The following is a 16,580-nucleotide window of genomic DNA, read 5'->3' on the forward strand; positions in this document are numbered from 1 at the left end:
AAGGTTGTTTTCAATTAAAAACTGTACAGTGGTTATGACTGACCGCAAAAGGATCTGTCTTAATGGTTTAAAGAATTATTCTTCAGTTTTTTCCTTTTTTCTGAACACATTATTCAGGAAACCTTTCTTTTCTTTTTTCTCTGCTTCCGGTTGGGGAGTTTCTTTTTTATTTTTTATTTCCTGTTTTATTTCTTTTACCGATTGTTTCATATCCTTTACAGAAGAAACTGCTTCTTTGACTTTCTTTTCTGTTTTTTCAACATTTTTACCAATCAGGGTTTTCTTCAATCCCTGCTCTATTCCTCTCCAGAAAAGATTAAAGAAAGACTTTGTAGGGTCACGTTCTACATTTTCTACCGTAACAGCTTCCGGAAAGCTTCCTGAATCTGATTTCAGAAAAATATTGGCTACTGCAGTCAGAAACCCTTTTTTCTCATGGTTATTCTTATTTAATACGGCAATTTTTAAGTCTTTATGTTTAAGATTAAAAGTTCCGTGTAATCCGGCAGGGTTTCCTTTAAAGTTAAAAAGCATTTCCTGAATAGTTCCTGCAGTAGCGGTCACATGAAGATAAGGTCTGATAAAGGGATTGATTCCACTTGCAGGGAGATTGGAAGTTTTCCCTGAAATTGCAAATCTATCATTCTGATCAGCCACATCAAAGTTCCAGTTGACGGAAAGTGGTGAGAGGTTCATGAAAGAACAATTGATTTTAATATCCACTTTTGTGGGGCTTCCTTTTATTTTGGCAGAGTTCAGATTTTTAACGTTCATATTAAAATTACTGAAGGTCAGCTTTCCGGGTCCCATACTTTCCGGAGTATCTTCTTCATATACCAGAACAGAATTTTTGAGATCAAGATTATGAATTGTCATCGGAATTTTAATAGAACGAAGCATTTTAGAATATAATGCTTTTATCTTCGGATCATCTTTAGGAATTTTGCTTCTGAAAATATTCGCATTTGCAGACTCAATGTCTACCTGGGAAGCATTAACCATTTTGTTGTGAGAAAAAAGATCCCACTCTCCTTTTGCAGTAATTTGTCCGGCTTCTAAATTATACAGATCTCTTTCAACGGGTATCATTTTGATAAACTGTGCTCTTGAAACGAGAGGCTTCATGGCAAAATTGTTAATCTGTACCTTATTTTTATTCAGTTTAATAAGCCCAAGGCTCATATTGTAAAACTGCGTTTTATAAGCCAGATTTCTAGTGGTAATATAATAGTCTTTTACTTTGAAGGACAGCCCTTTCTGATTAGGTCTAGGTGATAATTCAATATCATTTACCGTTGCGTTAAGATCATGGAAAGTCAGTGGTTGTTTTCCTTTATCATAAGTAATGTTTGAGTTTTTTAAGGATGTTTTTCTGATGATAAAGGAATTAATAATCCCTGGTCCGGCAGATTTATTGGTTGTTTTTTCACCTGCTTTAAAAGTTCCGTTAACATTTTCTACGAGAAGATCTTTAAGATCCACATTAAGTTTTTTATCAATGAATTCCAATTTATTGATATTAAAAGCAATATGATCTGTTTTTAACACTGCTGTTGCTTTTCTCTCTGCAGGATGCCCTGGTGTCAGTATGACGTCCCTGATTTCACCGTTTGCAGGCTTCAGCGCAAGACTTCGTATTATAATATTCTGAGCATTGGAATATTCAATATTCCTTGCGGCTATAGTAAAATCTTTATATCCTATTGGAATAACCTGCTCAGAAGTTTCTTTATTAAACATCAGCTGATTGATATTTACACTAAGATTCCCTACTGACAGAAGATTATTTCCATCCGTTTTTGTGATCTTTACTATGGCATTATTCAGCTTTATATTTTTTAAATCAACTTCAAAATTTGTTTTTTTTTCGGCTTTCTTGGTCTTTACTCCTGTATTATAGACTGTCAGAACAGGATTCTCAAAGTCTGCATTCGTAAGTGAAACTTTATTTTTGTTTAAAATAACATCCGTAAAATCCATTTTGGGAACTGCAAATTCAAATAATTGAGCCTTCTTAGGATAAAACTTTTTAAACTGAGCAAAAGAGAGCAGCGGGGTCAGCCTGAAATTCTCAACAGCCATCTGTCCGTTACTTGTATTTATACTGCTGATGGTAACCGCATATGTTTCATCTGGACGAAGAAAGAATTTTTGTCCTTTGATGCTGTATTTGTCAAAAACAACGGGTAGTTTATTTTCTACGGATTCTTCCGTCATCTGTAAATTTTCTACAAACAGATCCAGTTGTTGGACAGACAGAAATTTCTGCTTTGTATGCCTGAAAACAGCAATTTTACCTTCGTTAATTCTTATATTTTCAAATGAAACCGGATTTCTTTTCTTTCCGGTTTTGCGGTCGACAGGTTTGGCAAGAATGACATTTAAATTGGGTTTAGCCAACAAAAGGTCTGACGAGCTGATTCTTTTATTAAAAACAGCATCATAAATTCCGAAACGGCTTATTTTCAAGGTATCAATAGTTCCCTGCAAACCAATAACGTCTGTATTTTGCGGATCTTTACTGTTAACTGAAATTCCTGTTGCAAAGATATTTCCTGTTCCCAGATCAACATCCAGCGTTTTGTAAGAAACTTTATAGTTTGTATTTTTTTTGATGTATTCCGGAAGTTGGGTTTTGAGCCATAGATTCAGTCCGAAATTCGCAGCAAGAAGAATTCCTGCCAGGACTCCGAAAGTTATTAATAGCCTTTTAACCCATTTTTTCATATTTTGTGATTTGGTTCTTTCCTATTATATAGATCAATTCTTTATTTCCAGTTCTATTACATACCCTTCATGCCCTCTTACATTGATAAAATTGCCTCCGTCAAATCCAAGATACTGACCTTTAATTCCTGTAAGCTTTCCTGTAAACTCAGGTTTTTTATCTAATGTAAACGATGAAACTTTCTCCGGTTTTTCAAAAGGATAATCAAACATCCACAGCTCTTCTCCTTCCCTATAAAATTTCTGGAAATCGTAAGGAAAATATTCTTTTATCTTTTGTCGGAAATCAGCAAGGTCTACTTCTCCTTCAAAATCATCCTGCAGCATCTTTCTCCAATTCGTTTTATCTGCCAGATGTTCTTTTAAAGCTACTTCTATCATTCCTGCTTCATAACGGTTTTCCGTTCTTGCGATGGGTAATGCAAAAGTTGCACCCTGATCAATCCATCTTGTAGGAATCTGTGTATTTCTGGTTACGCCTACTTTTACATCTCCTGTATAGGCCAGATAAACAGTGTGTGGCTGCAGCTGAATTTGTTTTTCAACTTCAAGATCTCGCTCTGCAACTCCCAAATGAGCTGTAGATAGTTCCGGGCGGATAATGGTATCGCTTGCATAAGGGCTTTCAAAAAAACAGTTTTTGCAGAATCCCATTCTGTAAATTGGTTTATTTTCACCACAATTTACACATTGAAATCCGGTATGTTTGATGCTTAACTGCTTTCCAAACAGCTCATTCATATGGATCAGATCTCCAGAAAGATTGAGGTAGTATTGGATTGGCTTAGCATCGACGCTTGTCATCTTTAAAATTTGCCCTTGAAACTGCATATTATATTTATATTACTTTTTTAAGTAAATTTAATGATTATATTTTTCAAAAAGTAAAATTTATATTTTTGTGCTCATAAAAAATACAAATGGTTTATCTTGTAACAGGCGGTAGTGGGTTCATCGGTTCCCATTTAATTGAACGATTATTAAGAAATGGACATTCTGTCATAAACATTGACAATTTTGATGATTTCTATGACTATCAGGTAAAAATTAAAAATACTTTGGAGTCAATCAGTAAAAATTCGGATTTTGAGTTCTCAGATAAAGAGACGGATATTCCGCGTTTGGTTTCCCTCACCCATTCAGACCAATATTCCCTCTATTGGCAGGATATCAGGGACCTAAAAGGTCTTGAAAACATCTTTAAGAATCATCATATTGACATGGTGATCCATCTTGCTGCACTTGCCGGTGTTCGCCCTTCTATTGAACGTCCTCTGGAGTACGAAGAAGTGAATGTACGAGGTACTATGAATCTTTGGGAACTGTGTAAGGATTTCCATATTAAAAAATTCATTTGTGCATCTTCATCAAGTGTTTATGGAAACAATGAGAAAATTCCCTTTACGGAAACAGATAATGTAGACAATCCTATCTCTCCTTATGCTGCTACCAAGAAAAGCGGAGAAATTATAGGACATGTTTACCATAATCTATACCATATAGATATGATCCAGCTCAGATTCTTTACGGTATATGGGCCAAGACAGAGACCTGACCTTGCTATACACAAGTTTACAAAGCTCATTTCGGAAAATCAGGAAATTCCTTTCTATGGTGACGGAAATACGGCCAGAGACTATACTTATATAGATGATATCATTGATGGAATTACTAAGTCTATTCTTTATCTTGAAAACAATTCAGGAATTTATGAAATTGTGAATCTGGGCGAAAATCAAGTAATCACTTTGTCTGAAATGGTGGCTACAATCGAAAAGACGCTGGGAAAATCTGCCATCAAAAAAATTCTGCCATTGCAACCGGGAGATGTCACAAAAACCAATGCCGACATTGCAAAAGCAATGGATTTGATAGGGTATAAACCGGCCACAGACTTCCAAAATGGCATAAAAAAATTTGTGGAATGGTTTTTGAGAAAACGACAATAAGTAAATTGCTGACATAGCTGCCAGTTAGTTTGTGACAGCCATTTATAAGAAAAAATTATAAAAAGAATTGAAAATCAAGTATAAAAAAGTTTATTATACAACCTATTTTTATACTTTTGCAAAAAATTAGAAAATTATGTACTGGACATTAGAATTAGCTTCATATTTAAGTGACGCACCTTGGCCAATGACAAAAGCAGAGCTTATCGACTACGCCATCAGAACTGGTGCACCTATGGAAGTAGTAGAAAACCTTCAGGCTATTGAAGACGAAGGAGAAATTTATGAATCTATCGAAGAGGTATGGAGTGACTATCCTACTGACGAGGATTTCCTTTGGAACGAGGACGAATATTAATAAAGCGATAAGCTTTAGGCTGCATGCTTAGAGCTTTTTTGCCCTTTTTATATATAATTTACACGATAAGTGTTATTTAAAACGCTTAAAGCATTTTGCATTAAGCATAAAGCAAAAAATTTATGAGTTTTTTAAACAAAGTTCTTAAAGGGTTTTTGGGAGACAAAAAAGCGCAGGACCTAAAAGAAGTAAAAAAAGTTGTAACAAAAATCAGAGCTGTAGAACCTAACATTCAACAATTGTCGGATGATGGGTTGAGACAAAAAACTGCTGAGTTTAAAGAGAATATAAAATCTGCAACCAGTAAGATCACAGCTCAAATAGAACAGATAAAAGAGCAGATAAAAAATTCAACCAACGTTGATGAAAAAGAAGCTCTTTTCTCAAAAATTGAGTCTTTAAAGAAAGAATCTTACGAAATTGAAGAGAAAGTTCTGGTTCAGGTTCTTCCCGAAGCTTTTGCATTGATCAAAGAAACGGCAAGAAGATGGGCTCAGAATGGAGAAATCCGTGTAACTGCTAGTGACTGGGATAGAGAACTTGTCGCTTCAGGAAAAGATTTCGTTAGCATTCAGGGAGACACAGCTATTTGGAAAAACTCATGGGACGCTGCCGGAACTCCTGTAGTTTGGGATATGGTCCACTATGATGTTCAGTTTATCGGAGGGGTTATTCTTCACAGTGGTAAAATTGCCGAGATGGCAACCGGTGAAGGTAAAACTTTGGTAGGAACATTACCTATTTACTTAAATTCACTTCCGGAAAGAGGAGTGCACGTTGTAACCGTAAACGACTACTTAGCAAAAAGAGACTCCGCTTGGATGGGTCCTCTTTATCAGTTCCACGGAATGTCTATCGATTGTATCGATAATCACCAGCCGAATTCAGACGGAAGAAGAAAAGCATACAACTCAGATATTACTTACGGAACGAACAACGAGTTTGGTTTCGATTATCTGAGAGATAACATGGTGACATCACCTTCAGAATTGGTACAAAGAGAACTTAACTTTGCTATCGTGGATGAGGTGGACTCTGTATTGGTAGATGACGCCAGAACACCATTGATCATTTCAGGTCCGGTTCCTCAAGGAGACAGACAGGAGTTTGATGTTCTTAAGCCTTCTATCGACAGAATTGTTGAAGTACAAAAGAAAACCGTTTCTGCTATTTTCAATGAAGCGAAGAAATTAATCGCTGCAGGAAATACAAAAGAAGGCGGATTCAAATTACTTCAGGCATACAGAGGTCTTCCAAAAAACAGACAATTAATCAAATTCTTATCGGAAAGCGGAAACAGAGCATTGCTTCAGAAAGTTGAGGCGCAATACATGCAGGACAACAACCGTGATATGCCGATTGTAGATAAAGATCTTTACTTCGTAATCGAGGAGAAAAACAATCAGGTAGACCTTACAGACAAAGGTGTTGAATACATGTCTCAGGGTAACTCTGATCCTAACTTCTTCGTACTTCCTGATATCGGAACTGAGATTGCTGAAGTAGAAGCTAAGAACCTTTCTAAAGAAGAAGAGTTTGAAGCAAAAGAAAGACTTTTCTCTGATTTTGCTGAAAAATCCGAGCGTGTTCACACGATGAGCCAGCTATTGAAAGCGTACACATTATTTGAAAAAGATGATGAGTATGTAGTCATTGATGGTGAAGTAAAAATCGTTGATGAGCAGACAGGTCGTATCATGGAGGGACGTCGTTATTCAGACGGTCTTCACCAGGCGATCGAAGCGAAAGAGAATGTAAAAATTGAGGCAGCTACTCAAACTTTTGCAACCATCACGCTTCAGAACTACTTCCGTATGTATAACAAGCTTGCGGGAATGACGGGTACTGCTGAAACTGAAGCTGGAGAGCTTTGGGAAATCTATAAATTAGACGTTGTGGTAATTCCTACCAACCGTCCTATTTTAAGACATGACAAGCAAGACTTAGTTTTCAAAACTAACAGAGAAAAATATAATGCTGTAATAGAGGAAATTGAAAAATTAACAGCACAGAAAAGACCTGTATTGGTAGGTACTACTTCTGTTGAGATTTCTCAGTTACTATCAAAAGCACTTCAGTTAAGAAAGATTCCACACCAGGTATTGAACGCGAAGCTTCACAAAAAAGAAGCTGAGATTGTAGCTGGAGCAGGACAGCCGGGAGTTGTAACCATTGCAACCAACATGGCAGGTCGTGGTACCGATATTAAGCTTTCTAAAGAAGTAAAAGATGCAGGAGGTTTAGCCATCATCGGTACAGAAAGACACGATTCAAGACGTGTTGACAGACAGCTAAGAGGTAGAGCGGGACGTCAGGGAGATCCGGGAAGTTCTCAGTTCTATGTATCTCTTGAAGATAACTTAATGCGTTTGTTCGGTTCTGAAAGAATTGCTAAAATGATGGACAGAATGGGTCACAAAGAGGGAGAAGTAATTCAGCACTCTATGATCAGTAAGTCTATTGAAAGAGCTCAGAAAAAAGTGGAAGAAAATAACTTCGGAACAAGAAAAAGGCTTCTTGAGTACGATGACGTTATGAACAAACAGCGTGATGTAATCTACAAGAGAAGAAAGAATGCTTTATTCGGAGACCATTTGAAATATGATATCACAAATATGATTTTCGATGTTGCCAATTCTATCGTTGCGAAAGGAAAAGCTTCAGGAAATTATAAAGATTTTGAATACGAAATCATTAAAACATTCACAATGGAATCTCCGGTTTCTCAAAGTGATTTTAATAATAAAAACGTTCAGGATCTGACGAATATCTTATTCAAAGCAGCTCAGGAAGACTACAAAATGAAGCTGAACCTATTGAAAGAAAAATCATTCCCAATCATTGAGAATGTATACCAAAATCAAGGTTCAATGTTCAAAATGATCCAGGTTCCTTTCACAGACGGGCACAAAACAATGACAATTGTAGCTGATCTTAAAGAAGCTTACGATACTCAGTGTGAAAGTTTAGTGAACGATTTTGAAAAGAATATCACTTTATCAATTATCGATGAAAACTGGAAGCTTCACCTTCGTGAGATGGACGACTTAAGAAGATCTTCACAAGGAGCTGTTTACGAGCAGAAAGATCCATTGGTAATTTACAAGCAGGAATCTTTCCACTTATTCAGTGAAATGATCGATAAATTAAACAAAGAAATTATTTCTTTCTTATATAAAGGCGAAATTCCGGCTTAAGAAAAATTTAATAAAATCATACAAAAACCGCTGTGGCATTGACCGTAGCGGTTTTTTGTTATTCATTATATAATAATTTTATGATAAATATCAATCTTATTATTTATTTAGAACAGTTAAAAATAATATATTTGCAGAAAATTTGAGTTTCATGAAAAATGTACTGATCTGTGCTTCCGCACTGGGAACAATGTTGGTTTCTGCGCAAAAAAAAGACACCATCAAATCCAATGATATTGAAGAAGTAGTTGTTAACGGAAGATATTATCAGAAGTACAAGCTGAATGAGGTTTCAGGTTCACTGAGAATTCAGACGCCTATTCTTGAGCTGCCACAAAATGTACAGTCTGTAAGTTCACAGGTTCTTGCTGATCAGATGACTCTAAATATGTCTGAAGGAATAGTCCGTAACGTAAGTGGGGCAAGAAAAGTAGAACACTGGGATAATGTATATTCCAATGTTTTCATGAGAGGAGCAGGTATTGCTACTTTCATGAACGGGATGAATGTTTCTTCTACTTGGGGACCCATCAATCCTGACGCATCTATCATAGACAGAATAGAGTTTGTAAAAGGTCCTGCCGGATTTATGGGATCTATGGGAGATCCTGCCGGATTTTATAATGTAGTAACTAAAAAACCTACAGGAAAGTTTGCCAACAGTGTGCGTTTCACAACGGGAAGCTATAATCTTTTCAGAGGAGAAGCTGATCTGGATGGAGTTCTTGTAAAAGACGGGGTTTTAGACTACCGTATCAATTTGATGGGAAGCTCTAATAAATCCTGGGTGGAAAATGACAAAACAAACAAATTCATTGTTGCCCCTTCCATTACTTTCAGACCTACAAAAACCACTACATTTACAGCTCAATACAACTATCAATACTTAAAATTCAATCAGCCTGGAGCTTATCTGATGTCTAACGACGGATACGCTTCACTGAATGTACATACCAATTTTAATGACCCGAACTTCAAGAAAACTGAAGTAAAAGACCAGAGTTTATTCTTAAGTTTAGACCAAAAGCTTTTCAAAGACTGGGTTTGGAGCACACAGTATGCTTATATGGATCTGAATTACGACGGAGGTTCTTGGTGGGGAACTTTTGATGCGAACAATAAGAATGTTTTCAACAGAACCTTAAGCAACTGGCAGGCAAAAGGAAAAAATCACATTTTCCAAACCTATGTAAGAGGTAAGCTTAACACAGGAAACATTGTACATAAAATAATTGCAGGATTCGATTATGGAGACAGAAAGTATAATGCAGACTTTTCATCTTTTGCCGGAGGTCCTTTCCCTATAAATATTTATAATGTAAATTATGGAGTAGATTCTTCAAAACTTCCTTCTTCTGACTTTTATACATTAAACACTTCTGCTCCGTTTTATAACGATCAGGGCGTAAAATATACTTCATATTATGCTCAGGATCAGATTGAAATGTTTAATAATAAATTGAGATTAACATTAGCAGGAAGGTATACCAGCGGTAAAACCTATTCTGCATATCCTAATCTGAGCCCTGGAACTCCTGTTGTACCAGATACAGCGGGTGAATTTACCCCAAGAGTTGGAGTGAGTTATTCTATTAATGAAAACTTTTCTGCTTACGGAATCTATGATAAGACTTTTGTACCACAATCCGGAACAGGAATTCATCAGACCCTGATTACAGATCCTTTCAGAGGTCAGAATATTGAATTTGGATTGAAGAAAGACTGGTTCGGTGGAAAATGGAACTCTACCTTCGCAGTATACGAAATCAGAAGACAAAATATTCTTGTAGCAGGAAACGCTAATGAAAACGGTGGAGTTGCTTTTCAGATTCCAACCGGAGAACAAAGAGCAAGAGGTTTTGAAACCGATATCAAAGGAGAAATCATCAAAGGATTGAACATCATTGTAAACTATGCCTACACTGATGCAAAAACCATCAAAGACACAGATCCTGCAAGAATTGGAGTTCAGTCTCCAGGAAATGCAAAAAATGTTCAGAATACCTGGATCAACTATAGATTCCAGAATGGTGTTTTAAATGGTTTCGGTATTTCTGCAGGATATCAATATCAGGGAGGAAGACAATCCTGGTATGGGGTAAGTGCCACAAAAGATCAGAGTCTTCCTGATTATTTTGATACCAACTTCGGCGTTTCTTATGTTGCTAAAAAATTCGATATTAACTTTATGTTGAACAATGTTCTTAACAGAAAGCTTTACAGCGGATATAGAGGTGATGGAGGAGAATATGCCTGGATCTACAATGCTCCGCGTAACTGGAGAGTATCAATAGGATATAAATTTTAAAAAATCAAAGGTTAGCCCCTCATGGGGTTAACTTTTTGCTATGAGAAAAAAGCATCATCATAAAAAGAAGGTTTCTTCCACAAAAAAATGGTCTGCAAAGCTGCATTTGTGGCTGGGTTTATCTGTTGGAATCATTGTATTTATAGTCTCTCTTTCAGGGACTTTATATGTTTTTAAGGATGAAATACAGAATAGCTTACGCAAAGAAGCCATTTACCTGAAAAAGGAGGATATCGGAAAAAAGCCATTGTCTATTAATCTGCTTCGTGAAAAAGTTACGCTGGAACTTAATGAAAAATATCCTGTAAGCGCTGTAGAAATTCCTTTGGATAAAAATAAATCCTACCAGTTTGAGTACTATGACAAAAGCAAAAAAGGATGGAATTATTTTCAGCAGGTACACATTAACAAACTGGTCTATGTAAATCAGTATACCGGGCAAATTCTGGCGGTTTATGATGAAAAGTATGATGTGTTCAATATTCTGAAATATATCCACTGGGGACTTCTGCTTAATTCAGAATGGGGACCGTATACTGTAGGAATCCCAACTGTTATTTTCGTCATTATGCTGATTACAGGAATCATTTTATGGTGGCCAAAAAACAAAAATGCAAGAAAAGGACGTTTTTGGTTCAACTGGGAAAATGTAAAAAACTGGAAGCGTAAAAATTATGATCTTCATAATCTTCTTGGATTCTATGCATCATTTATTGCATTGCTATTAAGTATTACAGGGCTTTATTTTGCTTATCCCTATGTAAAAAACACTTTTACTTTTGCATTATCAGGTTCATGGGAACTTCCAAAGGAAAAAGAAAGAAAATCTCCGGACTCTCTGATAGCAAAGAATGAAGCTGTTTTTGATCTCGCTGCGGCACAAACTCAAAAGCTGTACGCAAAATCATCCAGCTTCAGAATTACTTTGAACGGAAAGAATAAAAAAGGAAAAGAACTGAAGAATCTTCCTGTAACGGTTTACGGAATGGATGGAAGATACAGTGAAAGAAACATCCTAACATTCGACAAATACTCCGGAAAACTACTCGCCAATAAACCTCATCACAATCTCAATACTGCCGAGAAATATTCCAACGCCAATTACGACATCCATACCGGTTCCTACTTCGGAATCATTGGAAAGGTCATCTGGTTTATAGCCGGCCTCACATGTACATCGCTCCCTGTAACCGGATTTCTGGTCTGGTGGGGAAAAAGAAAGAAAAAAGGAAAGAAAATATAATGAAAAAAGTGCTTTTATCAGCTGCCTGCTTAGGAACTGCTACTGTTTTTGCTCAGGTAAAAGATAGTTTACAAACTAAAAATGTAGACGAGGTTGTCATGACTGCTTCCAGAAAAAAGGAAAGCATAAAAGAAGTTCCAAGCTCCGTAACGGTGGTAGGAGAGAAACAGATTCAGTCTCAGCTGACCGTTAACTCAGATATCACAAGCATCCTGCAGTATACCGTTCCCAGTTTAGGAACCAATTCGGGACAGACATCCAATACAGGACAGACCTTAAGAGGACGTCAGGTTCTGGTTTTGATTGATGGAATTCCACAGTCTACCCCACTTCGTAACGGAGCAAGAGATTTAAGAACCATTGACCCTTCAGCGATCGAAAGAATAGAGGTAATCAAAGGAGCTTCTTCCATTTATGGTAACGGAGCAGACGGAGGGATCATCAATTATATTACAAAAAGAAGCAAAACAGATAAAAAAATCTCCGGGATTTCACAGATCGGGCTTACAGGGCAGCCTTATGGAGGTACTTTAGGAGTAAGAGCCAGTCAGCTTTTATCAGGAAAGATCAACAAGTTTGATTATACCCTTTCATTAGCCTACGAAAGAACAGGATATACAAAAGACGGTGATGGTGTTTTGATAAGTCCTACCTATAGCATTGCGAAGATGGACAACTACAACGGACTGTTGAAAATAGGTTATGACATCAACGAAAATCAGAGAATTGAGGCTTCTTACATTGGCTATTCATCAAGATCAGATCTGAATGTAGGATTAAAAACAGGAAAATACGGCATCAAGCCAACGATTGGTGAAGGAATTGGGAAAGGTTTGGAAACAACTCCCCAGGGAACTCCTAAAAACCACAACATAAGAGTAAGCTACGACAATAAGAACCTGTTTGCAGGAACTTCTTTGAATATCAACCTTTATTATCAGGATTTTAAAACCGTTTACGGCTACAGCGACACCTTTTTCAACGGCGGGCAGTCGAATGTAATTTCAAAAAAAGCAGGAGCAAGATTCAATTTTGATACCCAGCTTTGGAATTCAGCGAACTCTCAGGCAGAAATCATCTACGGAGCCGATATTCTGAATGATGAAACCGTTCAAAAGCTGGAAGACGGACGTTTCTGGACTCCGAATATGAACATGACCAATATTGCACCTTTCGTACTTGCAAAAATAGATCTGTTTAAAAAGTTCACCATCAAAGGAGGACTTCGTTACGAAAACATCAAAGTAAATGTAGATGACTTCAATACCCTTTCTACCCTGAAAAGTGACGGAACTTTCACCAAAAGTATTCCTGTCGCGGGTGGAAAACTGAACTACAATGCATTGGTAGGAAATATTGGAATTCGTTACAATATTGAGCCTTATATCAACCTTTTCGGAAGCTTCTCTCAGGCCTACTCTATCAATGAGTTAGGAAGAATTTTAAGAACCTCAACTTCTGAAACCATCAAAAGCCTGGAAACAAAACCAATCATTGTAAACAACTACGAATTGGGAGCAACAGGACAGCTTTCCAGCTGGCTGAATTATGAATTAACTTCTTATGTAAGCACATCGAAACTGGGAGCATCATTCGTACAAAGTCCAGACAGAGCATTGATGATTCAGAGATCTCCCGAGATTGTATACGGGGTAGAAGGATTTTTACACTTTAGCCCTACAAAATGGATTCAGTTTGGTGGAAGCTACAGCTGGATGGAAGGAATTACCTCTATAAAGGACGACGGTGATTATTCTACCAAGATCAACAACAGCAGAATTTCTGCGCCTAAAGTATTGGCTTATGTTCAGGCAAGACCTGTTCCAGCTCTATCCGTTGGTCTTGATATGCTTCACTCTTTCCAGCAAAACAGATTTGAACCAAATGCCAAGACGGGATTGTATGCTTATGGTGAAGGATATGTACCTGAGTATACTGTTTTCAATTTCAAATCCAGTTATGAGGTTGACAACAACTGGAGAGTATCATTAGGTATTGAAAACATTTTCAACAAACTGTATCAGCCTGCTATTTCATGGTGGACTGCAAGAGACAGTGATTTTACCAATGCTCTTGGATTGAGAGGGACATTCATGATTGAATACAAATTTTAATTAATCTAAATAAAAAGTAAAGCATATCTTTGCTTTACTTTTTACTGTTATATGAAGAAAAAGCATCATCATAAAAAGAAACCGGGCTTTATCAAAAAATGGTCTGCCAAGCTGCATCTTTGGTTCGGGTTGGGAATAGGATTTCTGATCTTTATTATCTCTATTACCGGAGCATTATACGTATTTAAAGATGAAGTGGAAAATATCACCCGAAAAGACGTCATCTACCATCACGAGCAAAATATAGAGCAGAAACAGGTCCTTCCCATCAGAGTGATGGAAAAGGCTGTGGCAGAACAGGTAAAAGAGAAATATCCTATCCACTGGGTAAATGTTCCTATTGATAAAAAAATGTCCTATATGTTCTTCTGGTATGAACATAATACGGATGCCTGGAACTATTTTGACGAATTTCCTATCTATAAACAGGCCTATGTAAACCCATACACAGGGAAAGTACTGAGAGTCTATGATGAAAAAAACGGATTCTTCAATATTGTAAAAATGATCCACTGGAGCTATCTTTTGAAGCAGGACTGGGGAACTTACGTCGTGGGAATTCCTGTTATTATCTTTATCATTATGCTGATTTCCGGGATTATTCTCTGGTGGCCAAAGAACAAAGCAGCAAGAAAACAGCGATTTGCCCTCAAATGGAAAAATATCAAAGGCTGGAAACGAAAGAACTACGACCTCCATAATGTCTTAGGATTTTACGCGTCGATTTTTGCTTTAATCTTCTCAATTACAGGTCTTTTCTATGCTTTTTTTGTAGTACAAGCGATGATTTACGTGATATTTTCCGGTGGACAAACAAAGTATCCTGACTTCTCACATATTAAAACCAAAGCTCCCATTGAGTTGAGAACGGAAGGAACACTGGATAAAATCATCAATACAGTACAGACAAAATATCCTGAATCTTATGGTTTCGCTATCGATTTAGGACATCCGCATATGGATGACCACGAACATCCCAACTTTGAGGTGTACGTAAAACATCTTTCTTATTCTTACCATAAAAGCAGCAGCTTAATCTTTGATGAGAACTCAGGGGAATTGCTGCACACTCATGATCCTAAGGACAAAAACTTTGGAGAAAAGGTTGTGAGCGCCAATTATGATATTCACGTTGGTGCTATTCTGGGACTTCCCACCAAGATCATCGCTTTTATTGTAAGTATTATCTGCGCTTCTCTTCCGGTTACCGGATTTATGATCTGGTGGGGGAGAAAAAAGAAAAAACCAATAAAAACAGCTTAAAGTATTAAATAAAACCTACTTAATAATCCATTAATACAATCTTTTTTATAATTTTAGCCCCTAGAATTTAATAATAGAAATGTCATTAATAGATTTATCAAAACAAGTTGCCCTTGGAGTTGACATCGGCGGAACCAATACTAAATTCGGAATCGTAAACCACCGTGGTGAAGTTCTGGATAAAGGAAATCTGAGAACTGATGCCTATGACAAAGTGGAAGATTTCATCGATGCTTTATATGAACATGTTCGTCCAATGATGGAAAAGTATGGTACTGAAGCTCACTTTGACGGAATCGGAGTAGGCGCACCAAACGCTAACTATTACAAAGGAACCATAGAACTCGCCCCTAACCTTCCATGGAAAGGTGTTATTCCTTTCGCTGAGCTGATGACGGCAAAATTTGGCCTTCCTTGTACAGTAACCAATGATGCGAATGCTGCGGCACTGGGAGAAATGCTTTTCGGAGCTGCAAGAGGAATGAAAGATTTCATCATGATTACGCTGGGAACAGGAGTAGGAAGTGGAATTATTGCCAACGGAAGCTTAATCTATGGACACGATGGGTTTGCCGGAGAATTGGGACATACAATTGTAAAGCCAGGCGGGAGAAAACACTGGAGCACAGGTTCTGAAGGAAGTCTGGAAGCCTATGCTTCTGCCACAGGAATTACCATTACAGCAAAGAAAATGAGAGCTGAGTTCCCGGAATCTATGCTGAACCAATATCCTGAAGACGAGATCAATTCTAAAACAGTATTTGAATGTGCAATGAAAGAAGATCCTATTGCAATTGAAGTTTTCAGATATACCGGACAGAAGCTGGGTGAAGCCTTAGCCAATTTTGTAATGTTCTCTTCACCTGAAGCGATTCTTCTTTTTGGAGGAGTTATCAAGGCAGGAGATTTTATTTTAAAGCCTGCAAAACTTCATATGGAAAGAAACCTTCTTCCAATTTTCAGAAATAAAGTGAAACTGGTATTCAGTGAACTTGACGAAGCCGATGCTGCTATCCTTGGAGCGAGTGCTTTGGTTTGGGAAAAATAACTGAAAGTATTTTAAATAATATAGAGCACCTTTTTTAGGGTGCTTTTGTTTTTTGACAGATTGCACAGATTTTCACAGATGATTGCGTTTTATTTTCCTTATGTTTATTTGTAAAAAGCATCGTGTTATTTGTGTTTAAAGAATATAAGATGCTTCGACTAAGCTCAGCATGACATACCTGATACTAAATGCTTTAAAATACTTTGTGGTGATTAAATGCAAGAAATTGTATTCTTATTTTCCTTTGTTATTTGTGAAAAACATTCGTGTTATTCGTGTTTAAAATCATTTGCTACATCTATCATTGCAATTTAAGTTTAAGAAGTAAAAGCCTGTTCAAATGAAAAAGTTTTTCATATTTTTGATTGCATTT

At 37.0% G+C, this 16,580-nt stretch carries 10 protein-coding genes; 8 read left to right on the forward strand and 2 right to left on the reverse strand.

Annotation, left to right across the window (positions count from 1 at the left end):
* Positions 1-75 precede the first annotated feature (75 nt).
* Both RHP76_RS14455 and RHP76_RS14460 read right to left on the reverse strand, forming a co-directional pair.
* Positions 76-2,727 carry a DUF748 domain-containing protein gene (locus tag RHP76_RS14455; protein WP_311228448.1) on the reverse strand — a complete coding sequence of 884 codons (2,652 nt, stop codon included), beginning with the start codon at positions 2,725-2,727 and terminating at the stop codon, positions 76-78.
* A 33-nt stretch (positions 2,728-2,760) separates the two neighbouring features.
* Positions 2,761-3,558, reverse strand: a complete 798-nt coding sequence (locus RHP76_RS14460) for a DUF2797 domain-containing protein (protein ID WP_311228449.1) — start codon at positions 3,556-3,558, stop codon at positions 2,761-2,763.
* A gap of 89 nt (positions 3,559-3,647) precedes the next feature.
* On the opposite strand from RHP76_RS14460, the gene RHP76_RS14465 reads away from it, so the two are divergent.
* From RHP76_RS14465 to RHP76_RS14500, 8 genes are all read left to right on the forward strand, one after another.
* Entirely contained in the window at positions 3,648-4,676 is a 1,029-nt protein-coding gene (locus RHP76_RS14465) for a GDP-mannose 4,6-dehydratase (protein WP_311228450.1), read from the forward strand.
* Between the two features lie 136 nt (positions 4,677-4,812).
* Entirely contained in the window at positions 4,813-5,034 is a 222-nt protein-coding gene (locus RHP76_RS14470) for a DUF2795 domain-containing protein (RefSeq protein ID WP_002662059.1), read from the forward strand.
* 122 nt (positions 5,035-5,156) lie between these two features.
* On the forward strand, positions 5,157-8,231 hold the full coding sequence (secA, locus tag RHP76_RS14475; protein ID WP_062672610.1) for a preprotein translocase subunit SecA: 3,075 nt from the start codon (positions 5,157-5,159) through the stop codon (positions 8,229-8,231).
* A 151-nt stretch (positions 8,232-8,382) separates the two neighbouring features.
* Positions 8,383-10,539 (forward strand): TonB-dependent siderophore receptor, encoded by a 2,157-nt coding sequence (locus RHP76_RS14480; protein WP_311228451.1) that lies wholly within the window; start codon positions 8,383-8,385, stop codon positions 10,537-10,539.
* Positions 10,540-10,579: 40 nt separating this feature from the next.
* The gene (locus tag RHP76_RS14485; protein ID WP_311228452.1) at positions 10,580-11,782 is read left to right on the forward strand and encodes a PepSY-associated TM helix domain-containing protein; all 1,203 of its coding nucleotides are present in this window, start codon (positions 10,580-10,582) and stop codon (positions 11,780-11,782) included.
* Positions 11,782-13,896: a TonB-dependent receptor gene (locus RHP76_RS14490; RefSeq protein WP_311228453.1), complete on the forward strand. Its 2,115-nt coding sequence runs from the start codon at positions 11,782-11,784 to the stop codon at positions 13,894-13,896. The genes RHP76_RS14485 and RHP76_RS14490 overlap by 1 nt, the downstream gene beginning before the upstream one ends.
* Positions 13,897-13,947: 51 nt before the next feature.
* Entirely contained in the window at positions 13,948-15,159 is a 1,212-nt protein-coding gene (locus tag RHP76_RS14495) for a PepSY-associated TM helix domain-containing protein (RefSeq protein ID WP_311228454.1), read from the forward strand.
* A gap of 79 nt (positions 15,160-15,238) precedes the next feature.
* Positions 15,239-16,207 carry an ROK family protein gene (locus RHP76_RS14500; RefSeq protein ID WP_062672618.1) on the forward strand — a complete coding sequence of 323 codons (969 nt, stop codon included), beginning with the start codon at positions 15,239-15,241 and terminating at the stop codon, positions 16,205-16,207.
* Positions 16,208-16,580: the final 373 nt, after the last annotated feature.

Source organism: Chryseobacterium sp. SG20098 (genome assembly GCF_031844745.1).
Taxonomy (GTDB): Bacteria; Bacteroidota; Bacteroidia; order Flavobacteriales; family Weeksellaceae; genus Chryseobacterium; species Chryseobacterium cucumeris.